We start from the raw sequence: 21,254 nt of genomic DNA, 5'->3' as shown, positions 1-21,254 counted from the left end.
ACTCCTCATTCTCAACTCTCAACTATTTAAACAAACATCCCCTGCAACAAGCCCTTCTTAAACGCCTGCGCCTGATCCAACTGCGATCCTACCGACGTGATCTTCTCATCAATCGAAGTTAGGAAAGTGGCGATCTTGCGTTGTTCGGGGAACGTGGGGATTAGGATTTGAATATCATTGAAAAATTCGACAACTGAAACGTTTAATAGTCCATGATTCCTTGCCCCTTCCTGAGCAATCTTGTGAATTTCCTTATTCAGTTTACCTGCTTCAAAATATTGCTCAAAGAAGTCGGCGTTTGAATTTTCCTTAGCTTTAAAACAAATGTAAAGTGTGGAAACAACTCCCTTATCGTACCTATTTAGTTTTTTAATTGCCCCCATTGGATAACCTGCTGAATAGCTTTTGTTATATGCAAAATCACCTTTGTGAAGCAAATAATAGCCAGAAACGTCTTTAGCTGAAACAGATTTATTAAAATATTCCTCTTGATTAATTAACCCCTGCTGTGCGGAGATTGTCATTACATTCTTATTGTTCTCTTTATTTTTTCGAGTAACCCTTTCGAATGCTTGTGTAAACTTCTTCACCTCCCAATCCGCAAAATCCTTCCCATCATCATCCTTGAATCTGACTTGCGGATGCTTCTCGCCTTGGGCGGGGAACAGCTTATGCATCACCCCTTTTTTGTATTGCTCCAAAAGGCGGTGCTTCTGCTGTAACTGCTCGATCTTTTGATCGACCGACGAGAGGAAGGTGGCGATTTTCTGTTGTTCGGGGAGGGTGGGGAGAGATACCTTCAGACTCAAAAAGCTTGGCTTCGAGATATTCTTCATACTCCCACTTGTTCCCGTAGCTAAAGAACGAATTTTAAATTTTGATTTTGGCGTTATCAATGATTGACTTAAACACTGAACATTTACCTTTTCATTTGTTGTTGTTTGCCAAAGTCTATCAGGAATAAATAAATTGAGATAATCTTTATCTATATATCCAATCTCGCCAACTAATTCAGGAGTGTTCATTCGACTGATAATTATCGAATCCTGTTTTGGATTTAATTTTGCCCTATTGCGTTCTATTGGAATTATGGTTTTGTTTTGATTATGATAAAACCTTCCATTGGAAATAGCACTTGTTTTTAAAATGCCGATCTGTTCTGAATTCGTAATTGGTGTGTCTTCTGAATTTACACTTACACCTGAATCTAAACTTGTAATATAATTAGATAAGGGTTCGTTATCCCACTCCCCCTCAAACTCTTGAAACCGAATTTTGGGGACATTTATATTTTTAGTCATTTGTTGTCTTGATTAATGGTTGTGTGCCATCCCACAGGTTGAGGTCAGGCACGTAGGCCAGACCCTACCAAAATAATCTGTGAAAATCTGTGGAATCTGTGGGTCAAAATACCCCTAAAACGGTTTCTCAATTCCCAATTCCTCACAAAATCCGGCAATGGTATCATCGGTAGATTTCATCTCGGCATCAAGGGCTTGCAGTTGTTCGCTGACCGCCTTCAGGTCGATCGGCTCTTCCTCTTCGAAGGTATCCACATAGCGGGGAATGTTCAGGTTGTAGTCATTCTCACGGATCTCTTCAAGGGTAGCATGGTAGGCGTATTTATCGACGGTTTCACGCTTTTCATACGTGCTGATGATGCGCTCAATGTCTGCCTCACGCATTTGGTTTTGGTTTTTACCTTTTTCAAAATGCTGGCTGGCATCAATGAACAGCACGCTGTCGTCAGCTTTTCGGCATTTTTTGAACACCATGATACAGGTCGGAATGCTGGTGCCGTAGAAGATATTGGCGGGCAAACCGATCACTGCATCCAGATAATTACAATCTTCGATCAGGTATTTTCGGATATGCCCCTCGGCACTGCCACGGAACAAAACGCCATGGGGCAAGACCACTGCCATGGTGCCGTTGTCGGCCAATTGCGAGATCATGTGTTGCACAAAAGCATAGTCTGCCTTGGTCTTGGGAGCGAGTTTGCCATAAGCCGAAAAGCGGTCGTCTGACAGATGCACAGGGTTTGCCGACCAGTTGGCGGAGAATGGCGGGTTGGCAACCACGGCCTCAAAGGTCATGTCCCGATGCTCCGGCTGTTCGAGCGTATCCTCCTGCTTGATGTCGAAATCACGGTAATTGACATCATGCAAAATCATGTTCATGCGAGCCAAATTGTAAGTGGTTCGGTTCATCTCCTGACCGTAGAAAAACTCCACCTTCGAATGGTTTTTCTTCATCTCACGAGCCACCCGCAACAATAGCGAACCCGACCCACAGGTAGGATCATAGACCGACTTGAGTTGCGTCTTGCCCAAAGTAACCAATCGAGCCAAAATGGTCGAAACCTGCTGAGGCGTATAAAATTCGCCCGCCTTCTTGCCCGCACCACTGGCAAACTGCCCGATCAGGTATTCATAGGCATCGCCCAAAACATCAATCTCGGTATCTTTCAACAAGAAATCAATCTCCGCCAAATGCACCAACACCTGCACGATCAACTCATTCTTTTGCGCTTCGGTGCGTCCGAGTTTGGTAGAAGTCAAATCCAAATCCTCGAACAAGCCCCCGAAATCATCCTCCGAATCCGTGCCCGTCGTTCTCGACTGAATGGCCTTCAATACCTTTGCCAGATCTTCCAAGATAAAGCCTCCTTCGGCCTGCTGACCTCTATTGACCAAAGTAGCGAACAGCTCACTCGGTGCCAAGAAATAGCCCAAATCCGCAATCGCCTCATCATTGACTGCCTCCAGATATTCCTGACCTTCCTCCGACGTCTCATCAATCGCCTGATACTCGATGCCATCCTCAGCTAAAATACGGTTGGCAAACAAGGTCATCTTCTCCGAAAGGTATTTGTAGAAAATAAACCCAAGGATATAATCACGGAACTCATCGGCACCCATCTTCCCCCGCAGGGTATCGGCTATCTTCCAGAGTTGCGTTTCTAATTGTTGCTTATGTTGATCGCTCATGGCGGTTGTCGTAAATTTTGAGTGAAAAATTGGGTGGTAATTTACGCCATTTTATTCTTATCTACACACTTCTATTTTGGATAATTATCAAGGTCATTGATTTCCGTATAATACGCTATTCGTTCGTTCAACTTTTTAAAGTGCCCTCGAACTTGTTTTCTTATGGCCTCACTATCGGCTTTATCAAGTTCCCTGATAGCTTTGAAAGCATAGGATAAAAAGTTGCCCCAATTCATCTTTTGAGTTTTCTCCCAATTAAACACACCTTCTTTTATCATTTTTCGCTTGTAAATCAACCTGCGCTTTGCTCCGATGTAGGAGAATCTACGGTACAAACCTTTTCTAAAAATATAGGGAGTACCATTATCTTTCCCAGTTGTACTTGCGTAAAAAGCTGATCGTCTGACGGTACGTTTCATTTGCCTAAAATATTTTGAAAGGCTCGAAGACTTCAATCGCATAACTTTCCCATCGAACTCAAAGCCCAAATACTCAAGCTTTACATTTTTCTTTGCTAAGGTTACACGCTTTCCATCTATAATTTTTTGCTCCTGAAGAGTTAAGCTATCATCATTTTTAGTAAACAGATATATCTGTGTTTTCTTATCTTGAATCTCTAATTTCAAGTGGCGTATTTCATCTTTGAGATATTGGATATAAGTATCGATATCTTTCTTGGGACAAATTAACAATAAATCATCCGAGTAACGTCGATATAGACAGTTCTTCCAGGCAATTTTATCGATCAATCTCTCATCAAAATCAAGCATATATAAATTAGCTAAAGTAGCCGAAATAGGGGAACCCTGAGGAATCCCTTTCCTCTGATCACTTCGCTGTATCAGCTTTTTCTTTTGAATATTTTCCCTAAAATCTTCTGAACTGCTAAAAAAACTATCTACCTCTTTAAAGTAGAGTGTGTTTGGATGTTTAGCACCGTGATTATGCTCTGATTCTTTGAATACGTCATGATAATGAACATAAGAAAAGCGAGTTACATTTTTAAACACCTGATATTCATCTGAACTCAACCCATTCTCCCTATCCATTATTTTTGCCCATTGCTGCTTAAGAATCTTATGGTCAAGTCCATCAAAGAAGCTTGATATATCCAGACATATCACAGCAAATTCTTTTAACGGATAGTTTCTAATTTCATGAACAATCTCTTTTACAAAGGAAATAGTAGATTTATTGGTCTTTGAATCTGGAGCAACTGGGATCGAACGATAAGCGATAACAGCCTCATTTAGCTTAGGTTTTTTACTCAAATACGCTTCATATTTTTCTTTGATTTTATGAGCATAATAGGTGTAAATAGCTGCATCTAAATGATTCGCATAACAGATAGGTCTTTCTTTAACGGAAGCAGTTCTTTTAGCTCCTTTATCCTTTCTTCCATAACAGTCCTTCTCAATTCGAAAACGACGGCTCTTAATATTCCGAAGTATGAATGGATAAAAAGAATGTTGCCTTACCTTCTTTGGATTTTGACAATAATTAACAACCCATTCCTGATCAGAAAGCGATAGTTTAGAGCTAAAATGAACATAGCCCTTGGGTTTGAAAAAGCTGTTTTCTTGTTTCATAGTAAAAAAATGCCTTTAAGCATTACGTCGGGGCTAACGTCGAGAAAGTGGTATTGATCACATGCTGAGTACAAGAGCTATACACTCTCACCCCTCTTTTTAGAACAATAATTGTACATTCAATCATAAACCAATATAATGCTATGACTAAACATAATAGAAGCGGATTCTCCTTAACCACCTTATTGACGGTAAGCTTAAACCTACTCAAACTTCTTCTGATTGATGGAAATGAAATTCTACCAATCCTAATTTGCAAGTTTGGAACTTCTTTCCTGATCAGCTAATTCTGACAGTTCTCATATTTACCTTGAAATATGAATAAAAAACGTGATTCAATCGTTAACAAATGCTTAAAGGCTCGTAAAGCTACAAAATATTCAATCAATGTGAAATTTTGCCTGAATAATTCGAGTGCATAACATCTCAAGGGCAATATATTGTCTCGTACTCGAAAAATCTCGTTATGCTCTATCTCAAGAGGGGTTCTCACAATAGGGAATATCCAATTGCCCTCCTATGGTTATGCACTCATTTCATAGGGATGTGCAATGGAAATTCGATTCTTAGAATGAAAGCTTATATTTACTCATGTGGTGCTATTAGAAGAGGTCATTTCCACCCCCCCCCCAAATGCACTTCAACCACCTTCCTCACCCCCTCCTCACTCATCAAATACCGGCAATCCTCCTCACGGTCCATAAACAGATTTTCGGTAAGCACCGCCGGACAATGCGAATGTTTGAGTAGGTAAAAGCCGGCTTCCTTGTCGGGGTCGCCATCGGAATAGTCTTTGCGGACGGGAAAGGGCAATAGGCGTTCGGCATGATGAATGAACTGCGTAGCCCAGGCGTCGCTTTGTGTTTCGCCTTTTGAGGTGAAGATCTCCCAGCCGGTGCCTCCGCCGGCATTGGCATGAATAGAGATCAATCGGCAATCATCATACTTTTTACAAAGCATATTGATGCGTTCAATGCGGTGGTTCAGGGGTATGTCATAGTCTTCCGGCACCACCAGGCAATTGGGAATGTTGCGGTCGAAGAGTTGAGCGGACAGCTCACGGGCTACCTTGCGGTTAAATTGCCATTCTAATAATTGGGTGCCGTCGGACCATACAGGACTGCGTTTTCCTGCGGTGTTGTAGCCGTGGCCATTGTCGATTAGGATCATGTCGGTTACTTTTTAAGTTTCACATCATTACCACCAGCCCCACTCGATGACCCAAACAGAAAATCCACAATGGTATTGAGTTTGGTAGAAATGCCCCCGTAAATGGTGCTCACAAAAGCAATTTGCCAATCCTTCAGGTCGATGTTTTCAAACACGAAATAGTTCAGGATAATCAGGGTGAGGATCAGCCAGGCACCTAAGAAGAAGATAGCGAACAGCTTTTGCAGTGCGCTGTCGGTGGCGTACATCCGTCGGGCAGAATCACGGTCGCCGATCGTCATTTTGAACAGCTCGATCTTGCCTTGTAATTTCTCTTCCTTGGTGGTAAAGATTTCGTCGATCAGTTGGGTGCCGAGGCGCAGGGTTTCATTGACCGAGACGTTGGTTAGTTTTTTGAATAGGTTCATGGGCTACGAAATTGGAAGGTGTGAGAGACCCTTGAGAGTCTCTCAAGGGTATATTATTGTTGCGGTTTATAGAACTTATCCACCACCTCACTGATATGATCTATCTTCTGCGTGAAGTGCTGAATACTCTGCTGTATCAGCTCCTTGTGCATATAATTATCATTGATTTGACATTTGAGCTCATCCACCGATCGGTGAATTTTGCCGATCTCACGGCGCATATCGGACACTTCTTTGTTCAAGAAAACAATGTCTTTGGTGAGTAGGTCCACGTGCGCAACAAGGTCATGTTTGGAGGCCATATTGCCGATTGCTCGACTAATGATGACACTTAAAATGCCGACGATCAGACTGCCGAACAGTCCGATAATCAGCCAAAAGGATTTGCTTACGAATACTTCCATCAGAATATTTTATAGGTTTTGGGTTTTGCTTTGGGGAAACGGTTTTTTTCCATCGTCGCCGACCGGTCCTCTACTTTCATGATCGCATCCACATCATGCTCCCAGTCGGACCCGCCCTTTGAACTGCCGTCCCGATTTTGTTTGAAGATCATCACGATTGAACAGTTCGGGTACCGCTGTTTGAATGCTTGAAACTGTTCGACCTTCAAGCCGATTGTCTGTACCGAATCCATGAAAACCACATCGTATTGCTTGAGCTGTCCTTCATGAAAATCCTGCACAAAATCAATGTGCTGATCCACCTTCAGGCGTTTGATTTTCTCCTGCAAACTGCCCTGAAGTCCTTCTTCATTACTCACAAAAAGTACCTTCTTCCCCACCTTCGCCAAAGCGTTGGCAAGGCAAAGAGCGACCGTCGATTTTCCCTGAAATCGTCTGCCGTAGATCATCATGTAGAAAGGCTGAAAGGGTTCTCCCAACAAGCCGGAAAAGGGTGCGGGCAACTTGAGCGTATTGAATTTCATTGCGCTCAGTTGCTCCGCACTCACGACATCAAAAGCACCGAGATTGCCACTGCCGGAAACCGCATCCGAACGGTCCGCAGTGGCTTTTACTTTCCCCGCCCGCAAACTTTTTGCAAGCCTGCCAGCTCTGTTTCCTTCAATATCAATTGATCTTGTTTCAAATAGTCTTTTAAAATTTTCTGCACTTTCATCACCTGCGCAAAGCCGTAATCGCCCTTTTTGACCTTCTGATTTTTCAGACTGTTTTCAATGGATTTGAGCAAACGCTTTGCCTTCTCTTCGGTGATCGTGTGATACAAACCAATGAAGCGTTTGACCAAGCTCACTGCCGCACTGATGCCATACATCGCCACCGTGCCCTCAACATCCGTGTATAATTTCTTCGGAATTTCATAGGTGAACGTATCACTTTTGGCTTCTTGGTAAGTATTGTTGAGCTCCTTGGCAATCTTCAAAATCATGTCCGCATTCGCACTGTTTTTGCGGATCGTCTTTTCAATCGCCGCCCGTTGGATCGCTTTGTATAGCAAGATGATTTGCTTAACCGTTACCTTTTTATTGTGCAAATTTTTGTAACGACGCATCAGGCGCACTTCCATTGGCATCGCCGAAACTTCATTCGGTTTGCGCACCGCCGCCTTTGGGGTCCGAGCCTTGCGGGTGGTGGTTTTATTCGCTGTCGTTTTGCGAGCTGTTTTAGATATTGTGGTCTTTCTGGTTGTGGCTTTCGCCGCTGTTTTCCTCGCCCGTGGACTTGCCTTTTTTGCCGGTGCTTTCTTAGTCGTGCGCTTCGCTGTTGTTCGAGTGGTGCTCGTTTTCTTTTCACCCGTTTTGGACGAAGTGTGTTTAATCACCAGCTTGAAATGATTGTCCAACATCTGTTTGATCTGATCGTCCTCCTTGTAAAATTCGGCGAAATCATCAAACTGCTCATGCGCCTCCTGCAACGCTTTGGGGAGTTTGGAAAAATCAATTTTCTTGACTTGATCTTTGTAGTTGTTGATGTTTAGGGTCATGTTTTTAATGATTAATGTTTAATGATTAGGCGAGTTGGGGGTGGTATTGGGGGCCCCCCATCGTCATTGGTTCAAGCGTCCTGCTTGGATCAATAAGTGTTTCCCCGATACGTGAGACGTAATGAATTACGCCTTTACAGGATTACCATTACCAAAAATAATCTGTGGAAATCTGTGTAATCTGTGGACAATATCTTAGCGGTTACAAAACCTGCGCCTGCAAAATCAAAATCGCCTTTGCCCGCATTCGAGCCAGTTTAAGATTACCTTTAGCCTTCTTGTCATTCGCCTTTTGTCGCTTTGCCTGCGCACTCAAACGCTTATCAAAGCCCTTCTTATCCTGGTCAAACAGCTTCAATGCTTCTGCCGTAATATTGTCATCTTTCGGCACCTCTTCCGGTGGTTCGAAATCATATTTCTCCCGATCCAACTGCGCATTGATTGAATATTTCTCACTCAAAATGTCGAGCACCTTATCCAAATTTTCATCTACAAACGACGCTTTCATCTTGTCGGAAACCTTCTGAAAACCGTCCGATTGTTCCATCAGATTAATCAAATCCCAGTCGGTATAAATCATCTGATAGGTTTTATGCTGTTTGATGATGATGTTGAATCGCCCCCGTTGCCGCATAAAAGAAACCTTCTTAATCATGCTGAACGACTGCCCGACGCTCAGACCTCTAAGCACCTTTCCCAACTGCGAAGCGGGCACCACCACATGCCGAGCATTCTCTTTAAACGACCAGGTAGGAGGCACCAAAATGCCTTTTTTGACCTTATCATCTGCGGTCGTATAGCTGATTAGTTTGCCTTTGTAGATCGGCGTCGCCTGCAAAATATTGCCAGTAATGATGTATCGGGTTTCACGGTCGGCACTGCTATTGGAAATCGCCTGATCCCATTTTTCAATGAAATTCGCCTGCGCTTCTTCGTTCAATTGGAAGCTACGGCTCAACACTCTTTCAACCTGTTGCGCCGTCTCGCCCGAAGCCGGAAGGCTCACCATCCGACGACCATCACTCAGGGCAAAAGAGAATTTCACCGCCGAAGGCGCATAGGGATTGTCCAATTTCTTGTTGATGCTCACGCCCATAAAAATGGCCGTAATGCTCTTCGCTTCATCGCCTTGCGTTAAAATCATCCCCGTTTTCTTTTCCATTTGATCCACAGGATCCTCAAAAACACCAACATCGAACCAACACCTACCGACTGAAGAATCAGCATATTTACCATTTTCCATAACCACTCAAGCAGTATATCTTTCATCATTCCTTCATGGTTTTGTCCCGAAATGTGGACGCCTTTGTCCACCACGGTTGTTCCTTCGACCAGCTCAAGAACCAAACCATGGTTTACCCGACGGTAGGGACGTTGCATGCAACGTCCGTACAGTCCTGTGTTCCAATTGAAATCGTGGATCCAATCAAGCATACCGTTTCAATAAACCACCAAACCAACCTGCTTTAGCGGGTTTGACTATTGGTAGCCCATTGCTTTAGCTGTGGGTACATAATAATCGTGGGGTACATACAAAAAAAACACCCGCAAGTGAGCCCACGGGTGTCCATAAACGAACTAAGTCTAACGAACTTTAAAACTAAAGTTTAGGCGGTATATTCCACCTCGTTATAAATTATCGTACCACTGCCGATGGCCCCGGTGGCGAACTCCGTACACAAAGCCACCATCAGTTCATCCAACAGTTCCATCTCATTTTCCCAATTAATTTTAGCCTGAACATCCGTAAAATCAGAGCGGTTTGCCATCTCCAGATCATAACTGCGGTCCTCGATCGAGATCTCCACCTTGCGCTTGTCAATGTCCAACTCACGGAGCTTGTCCGGATTGGTCTCATTGTCAATCTTGGTCTGAAGCACCTGCTTTTGCGCTTCCAGCTCAACGATCTGCAACTGACGTCTTTGCAAGTCAGCGGCTTCATTTTTATCACGGTAATTTTGAACACTCAGGTTGTAAGCCAAACGCTCACGGCGGAGTTGCGCCTCTTTAACGGCTACGGAGAAGCCGTCCACACTTCCGAAATTTTGGATCTGCTCGGAAGGAATCAATACTTCGACGAATCTTTGCATAGTTAGTCAATAAAAGATTGCGCTCGTCGGAATTAGTTCTTGTTTGGTTATACTGATACTAAAATATTTGGTTGTGTTTTGCTAATAAAATTTAGTTAAATGGACAAATCACCCTTCTACTCGCACCATCCACTTACTGCCGATATAAAAATAGCTGTTTTTATTTGGCTAAATTATCTATGAACACCAAAGTTATAATACTATATTTATCTATTATTACTGATTATTACAATTTAATATTAACCTATACTCAACATGCGGGTACACTACTTTTTATGGGCTATACTCATTTTCTTTTGCCAAATAGCCATGGCACAACCTCAGGCGGAAAAGCCACCTGTTTTTAATGTAGATTACTATACTTACTATTATGAAATAAGTAAGGCGTCACATCTTTTATGGATTGCTATCGGTGATGAATCGGAAGAAGGTGGTGACGAAAGATTAACAAAGACCTACCAGTTAATGTCAGATATAGATGCTTCTGAAACCAAAGACTGGTATGAAGGCAAAGGCTTTCCGATGATTAAAGGTTTTCGTGGTAATATAGAAGGGCAGTTCTTTAAAATTAAGGACCTTTATATCAACCGACCTGATGAAGATAGCGTGGGCTTTATTTCTTATGGAGGAAGAACAATAAAAAATCTGATATTTGAAAATGTAGAGGTAATTGGAGCAGACTACACGGGTGCGATTATTGGTAGAAGTTGGGATGTCACTCCAGATTTAAATAATGTGGTGGTGTCTGGCTCAGTTAAAGGAAAGAAATATGTTGGTGGGCATATTGGGCAGATGAATGCTCAAGGATCTTATTCTTCCTTTAGCGGTTTATTCAATTTGGCGGATGTCGAAGGAGATTCATTGACGGGTGGGCTAATAGGAAAATCGACAGGAGATGATATGTACATATCCCTTAGTCAAAACTATGGATCAATATCAGCTGATCAGTGGTTGGGAGGATTTATTGGTAAATCAGAAAATAGTTTAAATTATATACAGCTTTCTAGTAACTTGGGAATGCTGACAGCTAATAAAAATGTTGGTGTTCTTGTTGGGCAGAGTGTTTTAAATAGGTACTTGGCAAACTATGCAAATAAGGATCAACTACCACCGAATGTCAATACTCAGGGGTGTACTTTATTAGATAGGGAGCAGTTCTCTTCTGCAGAAAATTTCAATGAAAGTTTTAGGAAGTCTCATAATTTCAGAGAGTATCCTGATTTTAAACAGAATGGAATAATACCCGTACCAAAGGCTTTTTCACAACCTTTTAGATTTACTGTGAAAAATGGCGAATCTTGGATGCCCAATAACTTGGTCAATATGTGCTTATTCTCGGAAGGTATCGAACAAGGATATGGGTTTGATGAAACAGCTAAAATTTCTCTTCAATTGGGGGCTGGGACCAAATTTTCTCATATACGAGTTGATGGAGTGGACTACTTTGACAACCCTTGTGTGATTCCGATTAAACAAGGAATGGCAAATGAACTTGAAATTTGGCTTGAGGAGGACTATTCATTTGAGGGGGGAGACGGAAGCCGTGAACAACCTTTTCAGATTGGAACTTTTGAACAGTTTGAGCAGTTAGCCTATAATCTCAATTTAAAGAATAAACACTTTGAGCTTGTTAATGATATTGATGCAAGTATAACACGAACAAGACCTGACGGTGCGAAATTCACTTCAATCCTTGACCTTGGAGGAGTGTTTAACGGCAACGGATACTCAATCGCAAATCTTGATGTTTTTGACACGCATACAGCATTTTATGCAAATTATGGTGAAATTATTAATCTAAGACTTGAAAATTGTTCATTATTGAATCCTACTTACAGTGGATCGCCTGAAGGGTTGTTAGTAGAGAGAAACTATGGAACGATCAATAATTGCCATATAAAAGGTGAAATAATCAGTGAAAGTTCTGATCAGAGAACAAAAAGAGGAATGATTGCTGGCTATAATGCAGGGATAATTACGGAGTCATCAGCTATAGGGTCCGTGGAAACGAATAGTGATTTTGGTGGGCTTGTTGGATCAAATGGGGTTGAAGGGATAATTTTTAATTGTTTCTCAAATGTACAAGCAGCCACTCATTATGCTGGTATTGGTGGTCTTGTATCAGAGAATTCTGGACATATCAGTCTATCTTATTCGATGGGAACCTATCATACTACTTCATCTTATCAATCCTATGGAGGAGTAGTCTATAAGGAAAATGGAACGGGGACTAATTCTGGGGTGGGCCTATATTTCGATTTGGATATATTAGATCCGTCCGCTTATACAATCATAGATGCCGAAGAGTACGGGATTTCAACCGATGCTTTTGCCAATGAAGATCGGTTCCCCTATTTTGATTTTGACAAGGTATGGGAGATTCGTCAAATTGATGAAATTGATGAGCATCCGAGACCTTATTTGAAATCAATGATTTATGATAAGGTATTGAATATTAGTGTTTTTCCTGTAGAGGCTGAAAAGTCCTTATCAGGTGATCAAGCTTATTATATTGGAGATACTGCAAAACTTTCGGTTAGAGGGCATAAGGGTTACCGTTTCTCTCATTGGCAGGCAGGAAAAGATACACTTTCCACTGATCCAAATTATAACTTCAAAGTAATGGCGGACACCCCATATCAATTATCAGCCCATTTTATTTGGGATAAGAGTCAATTAGATATCAAGGGTACAGGAAGCAGTATGGACCCTTACCAGATCACCAAACTTGAGCATTTGGAAATTATTAGTCATACAAGTAAATTAAACGCGAAATCATTTATTTTAATGAATGATATTGATGCCTCCGAGACTGCTCATTGGAATGAAGGAAAAGGATTTAGACCGATCAATTTAAGTGGACAGTTTAATGGTCAAGGGTACAAAATATCAAACTTATATATCAACAGATCATTCGAGGAAAAAATTGGCTTTTTTGGACATCTAACGGGTCGCGTGTTCAACCTTCATTTTAGAGACGCGACTGTTGTTGGACGGACAAATGTTGGTATTCTTGCAGGTAATGCTCATGACAACCAAGTGGTAGCTTGTTCTGCTACAGGAAAGGTTCATGGAAATTACCGTGTGGGAGGATTGATTGGGCGATTACAGGATTTTGATATTCTTCATTGTTATACGAAGGTAAATGTTTCAGGAGCATCCGCAACAGGAGGCCTTTTAGGAGTAGGGTTCAATTATTCTACTATTGCTTATAATTACTCTGCAAGCACACAAATAGGGGAAGGAGAATATGACCCCTTTTCTTGGAGTCCACCTATCTTTACCACACCAGAACACAATTATTTTGACAAAGATGTTGCCAATAGTGAAACTGCCAAAGGAGCTGAGCCACTAACAACTCAAGCCTTTAAAGATATAAATTCATTTAAAGGAGATCATTGGAATTTTGATGCGTCCTGGCAAATTGAAAATGAGGTTAATGATCCATTCTATTTGCGACCTGTTCACCAATGGAATACCCCTATCCAAATAACAAGTGAATTGTTAAATGGTGTAGAGCAGATACCTGCCGTAGGGAAGTATGTTCCTGGTATAGATCTCGATTATGATATCATCACTGGGGAAGGTGCCAGATTTCTTAGCTTATTGATTAATGATACCCAAAGAGACCAATCAGGAACTTTAGACATGACTAAAAATCAACACTTCGAGATTTCTGCTAATCGTCATCAGTACAAGGTTAATATTCAAATTGAAGGTCATGGTAAGGTGGAGCCTTTTATTCAAGGTGCATTATATGGTGATAATCACGAATTTACTTTTACCCCTGTCAAAGGAGGAGCACTTTTAGAGGTATTCATCAACGACGAATCCATCGGCAATCCTTCAACCTATACGTTGGAGAATATCACGGCTGATGTGAAGGTCAAGGCAGTATTCTCAAGAGTGCTTGCTAATGACATATCCAGTGGTCTGAAAGTGTACCCTGTTCCTGCTTCACATAAACTATTTGTGGAAGGTTTGGGAACGGACCGCTCGGTTCAGATTTTAGGGCTTGACGGACGAATTATTCAGTCTGTTGAACTCCGAGACAACCATGCTTGGATAGAAATTGGATCGCTGAGTTCGGGAATGTATTTATTGAAAACGGCATCGGCGACGATCCGATTCGTGAAACAATAAGCCCTCTTTTAACCATAAACAGAAAGACCGATATGTTCAATGTCGGTCTTTTTTTGTGACCGTTTTGATGATTGCCTGTCGAAGATATGCAATCACACCATTTAAGAACATGTTTTCTACTGACGTAGGGACGTTGCATGCAACGTCAGTACCGTGAGGTACAAGAATAATCGACAGCCCAGGTCAGATGGCGTATTATATCAGTTCACAGATTATTTTTCCAAATCATCAACTTGATCTAAGACATCATTAATCTTTAACCTCTAATCCCTAATCACTAACCATTGCCTCCTCCCTTACGTTTATTTACTAAAATTATTTGCATTATGCCCCACCTCACCCACCCACAACGTCAGCTACTCCAGCACTTCGCCCCTCGGCTATCGCAATCCGTGATCGCCAAATACCTCGGTGTGCACCGCTCGACGATCTCCCGTGAGTTGAAAAGATACAGCATCAATGGGGTGTACAATGCCATGTATGCCTCCTTTGCCCGCAAGCAAAAGCGGGCCATCGCCAACGGTCTGATGATGCGCACCGGCATGCGCTATGGTTTGGTTACCTTCTATAAAAAGATCAGTATGCGCTTGCCGAATCCTTATCGGTTTTGGAGGCGTAGGGTCAGACCTGCGTGCTTGACCTATACCAGTGTTGATACAACCCACAATGTAGAGACGTTGCATGCAACGTCCGTACCGACCTGCAAGCCAGATCAAACCGATAAGTCCATTAAAACAAGTGTTTCAAATGAAACATCAAGCCCTATGGTAGCCCATTGCTTTAGCTGTGGGCACACAAACAGGATCGCTACGCCCAAACCCACCATCATTGCGGATCCAACGGATCATACGGCAACGGAAGGCATAATTTTTTGGCGCCGGGGCCTCGGAAGTAACCGACTTGCACATCAATAATTTCGCCCCAGAAGTATTTTACTTTCACGCTGACGACCAGGCGGGAGCTGTTGCGTTTTGGGGTGGTTGTTGGTTTGGGGGTATTCATGCTCCTTCAGTTTGGTATTGAAAATAGACATAGCAATCAAGCGGTAGTCCGGACTTGTTTTTAATCAGGATCGTTGCGCTGCTATTGACCATGATTGGTTCGGCAAAGGGTTTTATTTCCTTTTTGATCGGTTTGAGCCTACGGTTCAGGGGGAGGGGAAAATCCCGTAATAGGAAGCTGTTACCGTTAATCAGGGTGGTGATTAGCGTCTGCTCACCGCTTTGAGTGGGGTAGTCAATGTATTGTCGTTCATAAAAGAAAATATCCTTTTTGCGCTTGCTCAAATAGAAAATGATGCGGTTGAACATCTCGGCTAAACTCACCGGATACTTTTTGTACTTCAGGTAGTTGGTATAATAATCGTTATCAAAAATGGCGGCTGTGAAAGTCGGATCTTTGAGGATAGATTGCAGCCTTGTTTGCAGTTCGCTATTGGCAATGGCCCGATAATTTATGTGCTCGAATAGCTTCTCTTCCAAACACGGAATGAACTTTTGCTGAAAGTATTGTTGTGCTGATATTTCGGTTTGAGTGTTGGCCAGATAGTCAATCGGAAGGTCCATTGCCCGCAAATTTTCCAGCAAAATGGATTGCGGAAAAACCAAGGGAAAAATCACCTGCCTCATGGGGGATTCAGGGAATGACTGTATGACTTTATCATAGTAAAATATCCGAGCGCTGTTACGCTGTAAATAGGAAATGACTCTTTCTTTGATTGTGATTTCGAGACGGATGCGCTGATATTCCCGATAGGATGTTGAGCTGAATGGCCGCTTTTCGATATACCGTTCAAAGGTGTCATATTCAAAGATATAATCGATAAAGGGCGTGCCGTTCAATAGCTCCGATAACCGGTCGGCTATCACCTGCTGATCCACGGTTGTAAAAACAATACCCGACAGCAATGCGCCTTTAAGAAGATCAACAAAATTTGATTTGAAATAACTTCGTGCAGTAGATTCACTTGACTGACTGAGTAGTGCGTCATATTTGTTTTCAAGGTCAATATTGGACAAGTTTTCCTGCAATTTGGTTGAAGGAAAGGTCAGGCTTACCGGCACGGTATTGCTTTCGAGCTCACTCAACGACAAGGCGCTGTACGCCATGCCCGTGATCTGTTTGCAGTCGGCGGGCAAGAGGTGTTCCGACTTAATATGATCGCCGGCAACACGCAACTTAACGGTATGGTAGTGATAGCTCATTGCACTTATTTTTTCGGATCAATAACAGCAAGCAAATACAGTCGGACCTCGTAATCCTGATCGGTGGCCATGTTCTTCGCATCGTCTTTGTAGAGCACTCGGATAGGGCTGTTTTTGGCTTTCTCGTTTAGTGGAAAAGCGACCTCATCAATGCTCATATCATCGCTATGATGCAAGAGTGCCACTTCGGTATCATCAGGGATAATTTCGGTATCGTCGATCCACATTCGGACCGTTGCCCCTAACAATGCTTCGGGTTCGGACAGTCGGAAAAAAGCCCCAACAATGCGGTCATGTTCGGTCTTGGTGTTGGCGTTATACTCAACAGTGTTGCCCTGTTTGGCGGTGAATTTTATCACCTGAATTTTTTTGATTTGTTGTTCCATGGTAGGCTTGGGTTGGATGAAAAAAAGGGCTTGACAATCTGCCAGCCCCACAATTTGGTTTCTGATTCTATCGCCAGAGTTCATCTTGTGATAGACCGATCATCAACCTACCACGAGACGGAGTCTCGCGGCAGGAATTGTACGTTTACGCCTTCTCAATCATCGCACCGATCAAGGTAACTTTCACTGCCGGCGCATAAACGCCGTCTCCCACAACCGCCTTTGGCATGTTCAAACGAGGGGTGATGTCCATTGCCGGCTTCAACCATTTCGGGTTGTCCAGACCATAATAAAACTTGCGCTTCGTTGTGTCAGAATCATCGAAAATACCACATGACAATTCCGGTACAATCACCTTCGTGCCAAGGGTCATTTCAAAAGTACCGTTCATGATTTGCGGTGGGTAGGCGTACTGCCCAAACGGGAAGTTGGAAGGATCAGTGTCGTTCTCATCTTCACCATGCGCATACTCCAACACAATACCGGTCAAAAGGAAAAACTTACCGTTATCCAACTGCGCACGGTTCAGGTTCGTGCGACCGGTTTTCTTATCGTCCGAGCTTTCCATCAGGTCAATATCGGACTTGTTTTCAATTGACTTGATTGTGTAGATCGCCGAATCGACTACCTGCAAACGGGCGGTTCTCAAACCTTCCTGCACGTCTTTGGGTAACTGGTGGCGACGCAATTCAAAGTGCGCCTTGGAGGTCAAATCTTTGGTCATGCCCGTTTTCAGGGCAATGGCATTTTGACCGGCACGGAAGGATTTTCGCACCGCTCTACGGCGTGAAGCCTTGCGCTTTGCTCTGCGTCGGGCACGTCTTTTGGCACGGTTCACACGACCGATCTCGCCAATGCCTTCGACCACATCATCTTCAGCGTCTTCCTTCTCGAACTGACTTTCTTCTTGATCCAGCATGGATTCTTCAATACCCTCGATCTCCTCGACCGAAGGGAAAAGGTCTTTTTCTTCGCTTACATCTTGCATCGAAATTGTTGTTTATAGGTTAATATTCATATCTATCGCGAGAGTCTCTCTCGTGATAGACCACGGGATTTTGGGCCTTAGTGGGTCGCTAAGACCAGTATTTTTTAAGCCGTCAGCATATCGCCGGCAAAGACGTCCATATCGGTGGCATCAGGCACCACGCCGTCGGGTAGGTTCGAGGCTCCGACGCCGCTGACATACTCGTCGGTTTCATCATCATAATGATAAGAAGGGGTGCCCGATTGTCCCGTAGGTAATGCCCGCATGGCATCCGATTCCATGATCGCCTCAATGTCCAGGTTGGCAGCTGGCAATGCCCCAGGGTTCGCATTTAGCGGAATAGTGATCGGTTCATCTTCTTCAACCTCACCCAAGATCCCTTCGAGCCCCTGAAGCAATGATTTACCGGTCATTTTCTTGTATCCCTCTTCCATTCCGGCACCTGAAACGCCCAACAAGCCGAGCTTGAGGTATTCGTTCGAGGCCATTTGTGTGCCGACCAGTCCACCGATCGTTACGATGCCAGGCACGAGCATTTCTTTAAAGTCAGTTCCAGCCAATCCTTTGACAGTCGTTGATTTATTGAGGCTTTTGAGCAGGTATTTTCCACCCACCAATCCGATGACCAGGCTCAATGGTTTGCCTACATCTTCGGCGGCTTTCATGAAGTCGATTTGTTGTTTATTTCTTATTGCCATATTAATTATAGGTTTGAAATTATGTCCATTGCTTATTTACCATGGTTGAAACCATGGCCTACCAGTGAAAAACCTACTGAAGTAGGTTAGTGCTGTGCATCCAATCAAATATGTAGTTTCAATTGAACCACCAAGCCAACCCATTTCAATGGGTTTCACGCTGTTAGCCCATTGCTTTAGCTGTGGGATAAACGGTCAATTATGCCAATACAATACCCCCCAAATCATCCTTCTTCATGTATTTGGTAGCGGCGAAAATTCCCCCACCAACGGCGGCAAGGATACCGGTTCCAATCAAGATTTTTTTGATCGGTAGCTTGGATTGCGTTGCCGGAACAGCGGGGACCGATGAGTTTGTTGTCGTCGGGTTTTGATATGAAGTCGTAGCCGGCATGGTTCTTTGGTTTGCCGTTGTGCTTCGGCTTGTTGTTCGTGTTGGGGTTAATACCGGTTTTGATGCAGTGCTCTTTTTCCGTTTTGGAAAGATATTACGCACCTTCGATTTGACCTTTTTGAATATGTCTTTGATCGGTTTGAAGAACGATCCAATCTTTGCCAAAACCGGTGTTGCGGCGGCTACACTTGCGGCGGTTGCCACGGCTCCGAAGCCTCCGAACTCATCATCGTAAAACTCCACATCGCCGAAGCCACTCAATGAGAAGTCCCTGCTTTTTTGCTTGGCTCCCTTGATGATCGCCTTTTTCAAGTTGTGGCTCTTGCCTTGCAACTTGCTGAAAATCTTTTTCACACGGGCAAAAGCGGCTTTGATCTGTCTGAGTTTTGCCGGATCAATATTGTGGCGACTTGCCATATTATCCGGCAAGTAAGCGTACTGCATTTTTTTCGCCAACCCGAACATGTTTGTACGGAAGGCTAACAGCAATCCGTTGCGCACGGCAATTGAAACCGGATTGAAACGTACCACGGCTTTGACTGCTTTCTTGGCGAACTTGCCAATCTTCTTTCCAATCTTTTTGAGGGCACTGAAAAAGCGTCCACGTCTGCGCTTTTTGCCTCTGCGTCTTCGGAATAATCCAAGCCCGTCGAGTTCCTGATCTTCGGCGTCCAAATAGTCCTCAATGCCCAACAAATCCGACTGAATGAAATCGGCATCCATGAGCTTTTCTTCCAGTAATTCCAGCTTATCCAGTATCGGTCCACGCTTCGGCGTATGCCAATATTTGATCGCCTGATTAAGCATATCCAAAAACTGAACAGGGTTCTGAATGTGGGCAATCTTGCTCGCATTGTCTTGGTTTTTCGATATGAAATCACGGGTGCGAACGAGGTAATTATAAGTCTTGTCCTCATCGCTGATCGTCCCGATAGTATCATCAAAATCAATACCGCTGATGATGTTTTCGAGCTCCAGCTCATCGGCTGTTGAACCTCCCGAATGCCCACTCAGAGCATAAATCGGAAGGCCAAGACTACTAACGGAAACATTACTATTCGTCATAGGAAAGGATTGTTCATAGGAATAGGGCACCTGATAATCGAATCGGTCAAGCACCGGATCAATGATGATCTCACCGCTTGCATCCTGATCGTCAGGAATGAAAATGTATATGTGCTGAAAGTTGCGCTTACCATTGTATTTGGTGATGCGAAACTCAAAGGGAATGCCCAGGCATTTGAGAAGAGAACCGCAAAAAATCGAGAAGTCATCGCAATCAATACCGGCGTCTTTCTCGTTGCGCTGCTTGAAGCGAATTTGCCCATCAAGCCAGGAGCGGGCGGGCGTACGAAGTTGCTCCGTGCCCGCCTCGTCCAGCTTGTATTGCAGGTGTTTGTAGGCAAAATCAAAAATATTTTTAGCGGTATTTCGGGTGTTAGCCACCTTGAGTTTTTTGGCCAAATCAGCCACTTCCAAATAGTGTCGCTCAACGATTTGGATACAAGCATTGACCGTATCAAACACGTTGCCATGCTTGAGTAAAATGTCTTTGTTTTCAACAGATTTAATCAGGTGATTGTACGCCCGACCGTCGGCCACATTCCGAGGACCGGAAGTGATACCTAACTGTCTCAACTCGCCGGAAAATCCACTCATAGCTTCAGAAGCTAAGTGATGATTGACCTGTTCACCATTGACGGTCAGGTGCAGATCAAAAGCAAGGGACGAAAGGATCGTCGATACTTGTGAAATCTTCAATCCTTTCCCCAAGAGGTTAGAAAGCGGAATTTCAAATTTGATTGGAAGCACCTGCGTAGAGGTCGGTGCAATCTCATGAACTTTGCCCTGAGGAACAGAAAATGCTAATGGCGCACCATTGTAGTTGGCAACAATTTGGCGCAGCCCTAAAGCTACCGCCGTCGTGCGGGGATTGTAGGCTTGAATGTCCACGGCAATGACCACCTTTTGCAAGTCCACCGAATGCAGACGAGGAAGGTGGTAAGTGAATTTCAGATCAGCCACCGGTAGGATCTTCTTGCCTTTCTTATAAAAATATAGACCACCGGCAACAACTGTTCCGACGGCAGCTACTTTGGCAATATTGGCTAAATCTTCATTCATACTTTCCGGTTCATGTTTGGATTAACATACCGAAATGTAAGGGCTACTGATTTGTGAGTGAATGTATTTGAATGTTGATGAATGAATTTGTCAGTGTTTGATTGGATTTGAACGTAGAAATTCAAAG

18 protein-coding genes are annotated in these 21,254 nt (G+C 43.4%); 2 read left to right on the top strand and 16 right to left on the bottom strand.

Annotated elements, in window-relative coordinates; genetic code table 11:
- Positions 1 to 26: 26 nt before the first annotated feature.
- The 11 genes from AABK40_RS15375 to AABK40_RS15325 form a co-directional block, all read right to left on the bottom strand.
- A complete protein-coding gene (locus AABK40_RS15375; protein WP_338398548.1) occupies positions 27 to 1,301 on the bottom strand; it encodes a restriction endonuclease subunit S in 1,275 nt (424 codons plus the stop codon).
- A gap of 114 nt (positions 1,302 to 1,415) precedes the next feature.
- Positions 1,416 to 2,990, bottom strand: coding sequence for a type I restriction-modification system subunit M (locus tag AABK40_RS15370; protein WP_338398547.1), 1,575 nt, complete (start codon positions 2,988 to 2,990; stop codon positions 1,416 to 1,418).
- A gap of 71 nt (positions 2,991 to 3,061) precedes the next feature.
- Positions 3,062 to 4,579: a reverse transcriptase domain-containing protein gene (locus AABK40_RS15365; protein WP_338398546.1), complete on the bottom strand. Its 1,518-nt coding sequence runs from the start codon at positions 4,577 to 4,579 to the stop codon at positions 3,062 to 3,064.
- A gap of 612 nt (positions 4,580 to 5,191) precedes the next feature.
- Positions 5,192 to 5,749, bottom strand: coding sequence for an N-acetylmuramoyl-L-alanine amidase (locus AABK40_RS15360; protein ID WP_338398545.1), 558 nt, complete (start codon positions 5,747 to 5,749; stop codon positions 5,192 to 5,194).
- A gap of 5 nt (positions 5,750 to 5,754) precedes the next feature.
- Positions 5,755 to 6,156: a hypothetical protein gene (locus tag AABK40_RS15355; RefSeq protein ID WP_338398544.1), complete on the bottom strand. Its 402-nt coding sequence runs from the start codon at positions 6,154 to 6,156 to the stop codon at positions 5,755 to 5,757.
- 53 nt (positions 6,157 to 6,209) lie between these two features.
- Positions 6,210 to 6,560, bottom strand: a complete 351-nt coding sequence (locus AABK40_RS15350) for a CHASE3 domain-containing protein (protein ID WP_338398543.1) — start codon at positions 6,558 to 6,560, stop codon at positions 6,210 to 6,212.
- Positions 6,560 to 7,189: an AAA family ATPase gene (locus AABK40_RS15345; protein WP_338398542.1), complete on the bottom strand. Its 630-nt coding sequence runs from the start codon at positions 7,187 to 7,189 to the stop codon at positions 6,560 to 6,562. Before AABK40_RS15345 ends, AABK40_RS15350 begins: the two co-directional genes overlap by 1 nt.
- Positions 7,171 to 8,100, bottom strand: coding sequence for a hypothetical protein (locus AABK40_RS15340; RefSeq protein ID WP_338398541.1), 930 nt, complete (start codon positions 8,098 to 8,100; stop codon positions 7,171 to 7,173). Before AABK40_RS15340 ends, AABK40_RS15345 begins: the two co-directional genes overlap by 19 nt.
- 202 nt (positions 8,101 to 8,302) lie before the next feature.
- Positions 8,303 to 9,262, bottom strand: coding sequence for a hypothetical protein (locus AABK40_RS15335; protein ID WP_338398540.1), 960 nt, complete (start codon positions 9,260 to 9,262; stop codon positions 8,303 to 8,305).
- The gene (locus AABK40_RS15330; protein ID WP_338398539.1) at positions 9,241 to 9,534 is read right to left on the bottom strand and encodes a hypothetical protein; all 294 of its coding nucleotides are present in this window, start codon (positions 9,532 to 9,534) and stop codon (positions 9,241 to 9,243) included. The genes AABK40_RS15335 and AABK40_RS15330 overlap by 22 nt, the downstream gene beginning before the upstream one ends.
- A 173-nt stretch (positions 9,535 to 9,707) precedes the next feature.
- Positions 9,708 to 10,190 (bottom strand): hypothetical protein, encoded by a 483-nt coding sequence (locus AABK40_RS15325; protein WP_338398538.1) that lies wholly within the window; start codon positions 10,188 to 10,190, stop codon positions 9,708 to 9,710.
- 255 nt (positions 10,191 to 10,445) lie between these two features.
- Between AABK40_RS15325 and AABK40_RS15320 the strand changes: the two genes are divergently transcribed.
- Positions 10,446 to 14,333, top strand: a complete 3,888-nt coding sequence (locus AABK40_RS15320) for a T9SS type A sorting domain-containing protein (RefSeq protein WP_338398537.1) — start codon at positions 10,446 to 10,448, stop codon at positions 14,331 to 14,333.
- A 326-nt stretch (positions 14,334 to 14,659) separates the two neighbouring features.
- Positions 14,660 to 15,247: a helix-turn-helix domain-containing protein gene (locus AABK40_RS15315; RefSeq protein WP_338398536.1), complete on the top strand. Its 588-nt coding sequence runs from the start codon at positions 14,660 to 14,662 to the stop codon at positions 15,245 to 15,247.
- 84 nt (positions 15,248 to 15,331) lie between these two features.
- Here the strand turns inward: AABK40_RS15315 and AABK40_RS15310 are convergent, their stop codons facing one another.
- The 5 genes from AABK40_RS15310 to AABK40_RS15290 form a co-directional block, all read right to left on the bottom strand.
- Positions 15,332 to 16,537 carry a hypothetical protein gene (locus AABK40_RS15310; protein WP_338398535.1) on the bottom strand — a complete coding sequence of 402 codons (1,206 nt, stop codon included), beginning with the start codon at positions 16,535 to 16,537 and terminating at the stop codon, positions 15,332 to 15,334.
- 5 nt (positions 16,538 to 16,542) lie between these two features.
- Positions 16,543 to 16,923 (bottom strand): hypothetical protein, encoded by a 381-nt coding sequence (locus tag AABK40_RS15305; protein ID WP_332918812.1) that lies wholly within the window; start codon positions 16,921 to 16,923, stop codon positions 16,543 to 16,545.
- A 145-nt stretch (positions 16,924 to 17,068) separates the two neighbouring features.
- On the bottom strand, positions 17,069 to 17,911 hold the full coding sequence (locus AABK40_RS15300) for a hypothetical protein (RefSeq protein WP_332922705.1): 843 nt from the start codon (positions 17,909 to 17,911) through the stop codon (positions 17,069 to 17,071).
- A gap of 104 nt (positions 17,912 to 18,015) precedes the next feature.
- A complete protein-coding gene (locus AABK40_RS15295) occupies positions 18,016 to 18,609 on the bottom strand; it encodes a hypothetical protein (RefSeq protein WP_338398534.1) in 594 nt (197 codons plus the stop codon).
- 199 nt (positions 18,610 to 18,808) lie between these two features.
- A complete protein-coding gene (locus AABK40_RS15290; protein WP_338398533.1) occupies positions 18,809 to 21,127 on the bottom strand; it encodes a hypothetical protein in 2,319 nt (772 codons plus the stop codon).
- Positions 21,128 to 21,254 lie beyond the last annotated feature (127 nt).

Origin of the sequence: Persicobacter psychrovividus (assembly GCF_036492425.1) — a bacterium.
Taxonomy (GTDB): domain Bacteria; phylum Bacteroidota; class Bacteroidia; order Cytophagales; family Cyclobacteriaceae; genus Persicobacter; species Persicobacter psychrovividus.
The sequence above is the reverse complement of the archived record's forward strand: the minus strand, read 5'-3'. Positions and strand labels throughout refer to the sequence as shown.

Coding starts and splice junctions, on each gene's coding strand:
- AABK40_RS15330 (WP_338398539.1), bottom strand. CDS start 9,534: ATGCTTGATTGGATCCACGATTTCAATTGGAACACAGGACTGTACGGA.
- AABK40_RS15300 (WP_332922705.1), bottom strand. CDS start 17,911: ATGCAAGATGTAAGCGAAGAAAAAGACCTTTTCCCTTCGGTCGAGGAG.
- AABK40_RS15360 (WP_338398545.1), bottom strand. CDS start 5,749: ATGATCCTAATCGACAATGGCCACGGCTACAACACCGCAGGAAAACGC.
- AABK40_RS15375 (WP_338398548.1), bottom strand. CDS start 1,301: ATGACTAAAAATATAAATGTCCCCAAAATTCGGTTTCAAGAGTTTGAG.
- AABK40_RS15350 (WP_338398543.1), bottom strand. CDS start 6,560: ATGGAAGTATTCGTAAGCAAATCCTTTTGGCTGATTATCGGACTGTTC.
- AABK40_RS15320 (WP_338398537.1), top strand. CDS start 10,446: ATGCGGGTACACTACTTTTTATGGGCTATACTCATTTTCTTTTGCCAA.
- AABK40_RS15365 (WP_338398546.1), bottom strand. CDS start 4,579: ATGAAACAAGAAAACAGCTTTTTCAAACCCAAGGGCTATGTTCATTTT.
- AABK40_RS15290 (WP_338398533.1), bottom strand. CDS start 21,127: ATGAATGAAGATTTAGCCAATATTGCCAAAGTAGCTGCCGTCGGAACA.
- AABK40_RS15305 (WP_332918812.1), bottom strand. CDS start 16,923: ATGGAACAACAAATCAAAAAAATTCAGGTGATAAAATTCACCGCCAAA.
- AABK40_RS15355 (WP_338398544.1), bottom strand. CDS start 6,156: ATGAACCTATTCAAAAAACTAACCAACGTCTCGGTCAATGAAACCCTG.
- AABK40_RS15325 (WP_338398538.1), bottom strand. CDS start 10,190: ATGCAAAGATTCGTCGAAGTATTGATTCCTTCCGAGCAGATCCAAAAT.
- AABK40_RS15315 (WP_338398536.1), top strand. CDS start 14,660: ATGCCCCACCTCACCCACCCACAACGTCAGCTACTCCAGCACTTCGCC.
- AABK40_RS15340 (WP_338398541.1), bottom strand. CDS start 8,100: ATGACCCTAAACATCAACAACTACAAAGATCAAGTCAAGAAAATTGAT.
- AABK40_RS15310 (WP_338398535.1), bottom strand. CDS start 16,537: ATGAGCTATCACTACCATACCGTTAAGTTGCGTGTTGCCGGCGATCAT.
- AABK40_RS15295 (WP_338398534.1), bottom strand. CDS start 18,609: ATGGCAATAAGAAATAAACAACAAATCGACTTCATGAAAGCCGCCGAA.
- AABK40_RS15370 (WP_338398547.1), bottom strand. CDS start 2,990: ATGAGCGATCAACATAAGCAACAATTAGAAACGCAACTCTGGAAGATA.
- AABK40_RS15335 (WP_338398540.1), bottom strand. CDS start 9,262: ATGGAAAAGAAAACGGGGATGATTTTAACGCAAGGCGATGAAGCGAAG.